Raw genomic sequence first — 4471 nt, forward strand, 5'->3', positions numbered from 1 at the left:
TTAAGGAAAGCCGGGTAATACCGAGATTCCCGATCCCTAGGGACCTTCAGGTCCACCTGGCCGAAGGTGGTCTCCAGCTTGCGGGGGTAGTAGCCGTTCCTGCGGCCTCCGTGCACCTGCAAGAAGGCCGTCCGGTCCAGCTCCAGAACCGTCTGCAGAACCTCGGCTACTGTCTCCCGCACCGCTTCCCTCAGCAAGATCCGCAGGGTATCCTGATCCAAGGGGCACCTCCTCCGTCTAAGGTGTGCCCCCCTATTAAACACAGACCCTTACACATAATTCCTTACACGACCACCGCACGGATAGGAAAAGGCGCTCGCACCATCAGGCGGGCAAGAAAGCTGGTTGCCAGGTTGGCCGTGGCTCGGGTGTGGACTTCCGCAAGGGAGAAACGGGTGAAGAGGTCGACGGCCGAGAAGTGCTGGATCCTCTCCCCAGGGCCCAGGGTCACGGTGAGGGTATCCACCTGGATAAGGTCGCCAGGGTGACCCACCTCGTATCCCTTGGGCTTCCTTTGCGCATAGGGCCTCCTGGGTCTTCGCCCCCCCTTCCCCCGCCGGGCCTGGGCCAGAAAGGCGGCTACGCTTTCCACGCGGCCGTGTGCTTCCAGGTAGGCCAGGATCCGCCCCACGGTGCGCTCGCTCACCGCAAAGCCCTCCTTCCTTAGGGTCAGCCAAATCGGCCAGCGGCCCCAGGTGGGGTTCTCCTTCCTTAGGGCTTCCACCCGGATCAGCAGATCGGAAGACCAGTAAATCCTCCGCCACAAGCGCTGCGGTTCATTTGGGGTAGGGGCCCCAAAGCGGACGTCTTGACCGAGGCTTAAGACCGGCAAGGCCCTCTTCCTTGAGGCGTTTCCGCCAGCGGTAATAGGTGGCCCGGCTGATCCCCAAAAGCTCCTGGATCTCGGGCCAGCCCACCCGGTATTTCCTGAGCGCCTCCACCTGTTTGAGCTTCCGTAAGCGGTCCTGAACCGTGGGATCGCCGGCCCCGGCCTCAAGGTAGCCCTTCGGGCTGACCTTGGAGTTCCCGGGCCTTCCGCGCTCCCCGCAAAACCTCTTTGCCAACCGTGGTAAGCTGCATCCGTGGGGACCCCCTCTCTCTTGGAGTGGTCCCCACATTTTTACTCGTCCAGTCTCACATGTGTCTGTCCGGGTTCAGGGGCGCTTCCTCCTGTAGAATGGGGCCATGCCCCGCAGGTTGGCCCTGGCGGTCCTATGTTTGCTTTTCCCCTGGACCCTGGCCCAGGTGAGCTCTCCCCAAGGGGGCTCTTTGGAAGGGCCTGCCCTATCGCACACCGTGGCCCCAGGGGATACCCTGTTCTCCATCGCCCGGCGCTACGGCACCACGGTGGAGGAGCTCATGCGCCTCAATGGTCTGGATACCTTCCTCATCCAGCCGGGGCAGGTGCTCAGGCTTCCCCAAGGGGGGGAGCGCATCCACGTGGTGGCCCCCGGGGATACCCTTTTCTCCCTGGCGCGCCGCTACGGCACCACGGTGGAAGAGCTCATGCGCCTCAACGGGCTTTCCACGCCGGGGCTTAAGGTGGGCCAGACCCTGAGGATCCCGGCCCCCAGGGGGGAGGATGGATCCAGGGGAAAAGCCTCCCCGGAATCCCCTCCCTCGTCCCAGGGTGGAGGCCATGCCCGTGACCCGGGGGAATCCCCCCCGGCGGTGGGCGAGGATTACGACCCGGAAAGCCCGCTTCTCAAGATCGTCCTCCGCTACCTGGGGGTGCCCTACAAGTACGGGGCTAACTCGCCCACCTCCCTGGACTGCTCAGCCTTTGTAGCCCAGGTCTACGCCGAGCTGGGCATAGCCCTACCCCGCACCACCCGGGAGCAGTTTCAGGCCTTTCCCGCCGCCGAGTCCTTGCGCCCGGGGGACCTGGTCTTCTTCAGCTTTGGGGGAAAGGATATAGACCACGTGGGCCTCTACCTGGGCCGGGGGGTCTTCGCCCACGCCAGCAGCTACGGGAGCCGGGTGGTGATCGAGAGCCTCGAGGCTCCCTTCTACCAGAAGGCCTACCGGGGTGCCCGGCGGGTGGTGCAGGAGGCCTTGAGATAGGCTGCGCCGGGGTTCAGGGCCAGTCCTTCATCTCCCCTCGGGCCTTCCTCAAGGCGGTGAGGAGGGCCTCCCCTGGGCTTCCTTCCCCTCGGAAGGCTTCGGTTTCCCGCTCCAGCCAGGCCTCCCCCTTGCGGAAGAGCACGGCCCGGGCTTCCCCCAGGGCCTCCGCCAGCAGGGCGCCCAGGGAGTAGAAGGGGGCCCCGGGAGGTAGGTCCGGGTCCAGGCCCTGCCGGGCCAGGGCCCGGCCGTAGGAAGTCTCCCTTTCCTCCATGGTTCCCCCTTGGGCGAAGTACCGCCTCAGGACCCTTCCCCAGTCCCCCACCCGGCTGTAGGGGGCCATGGCCTGGAAGGCGGCCTCGAGGTCCTCCGGGCTGTAGGGCCGGTACCGGTTTTCGTGCACCACCAGGCTCCTGGGAAGCCGGGGCCTGGGGGGGCCTTCCTCATCCGGAACGCCCACCGCCAGGCCCACCGCGGGGATGACCCCTCTGGGAAGCTCCAGGAGGTTGATGAGCTCCTCCACCCCGTTCAGCACCCCTCCGATGAAGCAGACCCCGTAGCCCAGGGCCTCGGCGGTAAGGGCCAGGTAGCTGGCGGCAAGCCCTGCATCCAAGAGGGCAAAGTGCAAGGCGGTTCTGGGCCAGAAGGCCATCCTTTCCCCCCGGTGGGCGAGAAGCCTTTCCAAGCGATGGACGTCCGCCAGGAAAACGAAGAACTCCGCTGCCTGGCGGATGTGCTCCTGGTTACCGGAAAGCTGGGCCACCTTGTCCCTGAGCCCGGGGTCCGTGACCCGGATGGCGCTATACAGCTGGGCGCTGGCGTCGGTGGGGGCTCTTTGCAGGGCGAAGAGGAGCTTTTCCAGGTCTCCTTCAGGGATGGGCATCGGTTTGAAGCGGCGCACGCTCCGCCTTTGGGCCAGGATGGGAGAGAGGTCCAGCGGCATCCCCTTAACTATAGCCCGAGCCAGGCCAGATAGGCCCGCCACAAGGCTTCCCCGTAGAAGAAAGCCACAATCCCCCCCAGGGCCAGGTAGGGGCCGAAGGGGATTTTCCGTTGCCGGAAGGCCAGGCCAACCAGGGCCCCGAAGAGCACCCCCAGGAAAAGGGCGAGAAGGCTATAAAGCCCAAGCCAGGCCCCAAGGGCCCCAAGGAGCTTCACGTCCCCGTAGCCCATGGCTATGGGCTCTTCCTCCGTTTCCCCTTGGGGCTTGAAGGCCCAGTAAAGCCCTCCCGCCAGGGCCAACCCCCCTGCCGCCAGGAAGGACCCTTTCAAGGTGCTGAGGAGGTCGGCTCCCAGGTAGGGGGCCAGGATCCAGGCCAGGAGCAGGAGGGGAAGGGTTATCCGGTCGGGAAGCACCACGGGTTTTCCCGTGCGCCCCGAAAGGGCCCAGGTGAGGAAGGCCAGGGCCATGCCCACCCCCGGGCCCAGGAGGGCACCGAAAAGGGCTGCCATGTGCACCTGGTGGGGTCCCACGGGCACCTCCGCCCTGGCCTCGCGGAAGCGCCTCAGGAAAAGCCCTCCGTACCCTGCCACCAGCCCCAGGACCCCGGCGGCGATCAAGGCCCCGTCCAGGGCCTCGGCAAAGGGTCGGGGGAAGGAAAGGAGGTAGGCGGAAAGGAGCCCTAGGAAGAGGAGGCCATAGGTGAGGGTATCGGGAAGCTCAAAGGTGTCCAGGTCCAGGAAGGAGAGGGCCACCAAAAAGGCCAGGAAGGCGAAAACCAGGAGGGCCTCCACCCCTGGGGGATAAAAGCGGCTGGCCAGGAGAAAAAGCCCCCCGGTCAGGGCCTCCACCAGGGGGTAGCGGGGGGAGATGGGGCTTCGGCAGTAGCGGCACCGCCCCTTAAGGAGGAGGTAGGAGAGGATGGGGACGAGGTCTAGGGGGCCCAAAGGGTGGCCGCAGTGGGGGCAGCGGGAGGGAGGGAAAACGATGGACTCCTTCCGGGGGATACGGTGGATCACCACGTTTAAGAAAGACCCCACCACAAGGCCCAAAAGCAGGGCGAAGAGGGACCACATACGGGCATTCTACGGGGGTAGCCTGGCCTTCACAGTCTTTTGAAGGGGGTGGTGTAGGATTACCCCGTGACGCCCGAAGCTGCCTACCAGAAGCTCTTGGAGTTTCAGAGGGAAACCGCCTACTTGGTCGTGTCAAGAGTTATGTGTAAGAGTCTGTGTACGGGGGGCATACCGCTCCTGAAGCATCTTCTCCAGCACCTCCTTCACCTCCGAGAACCCCTTTAGTTTCCGTTCTGCCCACCTCCCTTCCTGCCTCTCCGACTCCAGGTAAAGAAGCTTGTACACCGCCTCTTCCTTAGGAAACTTGTGGTCCCGCACCTTCGTCCCCCGCCGTAGCTCCCGGATAAACCGCTCCATCAGGTTGGTGCTCCGCAGGTACGGCCAAAGCACCTTG

At 64.9% G+C, this 4471-nt stretch carries 5 protein-coding genes and 1 pseudogene; 1 reads left to right on the forward strand and 5 read right to left on the reverse strand.

The genetic code is table 11. The annotated features are described in order from the left end of the window. Positions 1-263 (reverse strand): transposase (locus B043_RS0107415; RefSeq protein WP_026234177.1); only part of this gene is annotated, 263 nt, incomplete at its 3' end. Between the two features lie 23 nt (positions 264-286). Beyond that, positions 287-1080: pseudogene (locus B043_RS0107420) on the reverse strand (helix-turn-helix domain-containing protein); the annotation flags it as partial. Between the two features lie 105 nt (positions 1081-1185). On the opposite strand from B043_RS0107420, the gene B043_RS0107430 reads away from it, so the two are divergent. Then, the gene (locus tag B043_RS0107430; protein WP_018461497.1) at positions 1186-2064 is read left to right on the forward strand and encodes a C40 family peptidase; all 879 of its coding nucleotides are present in this window, start codon (positions 1186-1188) and stop codon (positions 2062-2064) included. Positions 2065-2077: 13 nt separating this feature from the next. Here the strand turns inward: B043_RS0107430 and B043_RS0107435 are convergent, their stop codons facing one another. The 3 genes from B043_RS0107435 to B043_RS0107445 all read right to left on the reverse strand — a co-directional run. After that, the gene (locus B043_RS0107435; protein WP_018461498.1) at positions 2078-3004 is read right to left on the reverse strand and encodes a nitroreductase family protein; all 927 of its coding nucleotides are present in this window, start codon (positions 3002-3004) and stop codon (positions 2078-2080) included. An 8-nt stretch (positions 3005-3012) separates the two neighbouring features. Beyond that, positions 3013-4077 carry a prepilin peptidase gene (locus tag B043_RS0107440; protein ID WP_018461499.1) on the reverse strand — a complete coding sequence of 355 codons (1065 nt, stop codon included), beginning with the start codon at positions 4075-4077 and terminating at the stop codon, positions 3013-3015. Positions 4078-4209: 132 nt separating this feature from the next. After that, the coding region (locus B043_RS0107445) for a transposase (protein ID WP_018461500.1) at positions 4210-4471 on the reverse strand (262 nt) is incomplete at its 5' end.

Origin of the sequence: Thermus oshimai DSM 12092 (genome assembly GCF_000373145.1) — a bacterium.
Taxonomy (GTDB): Bacteria; Deinococcota; Deinococci; order Deinococcales; family Thermaceae; genus Thermus; species Thermus oshimai.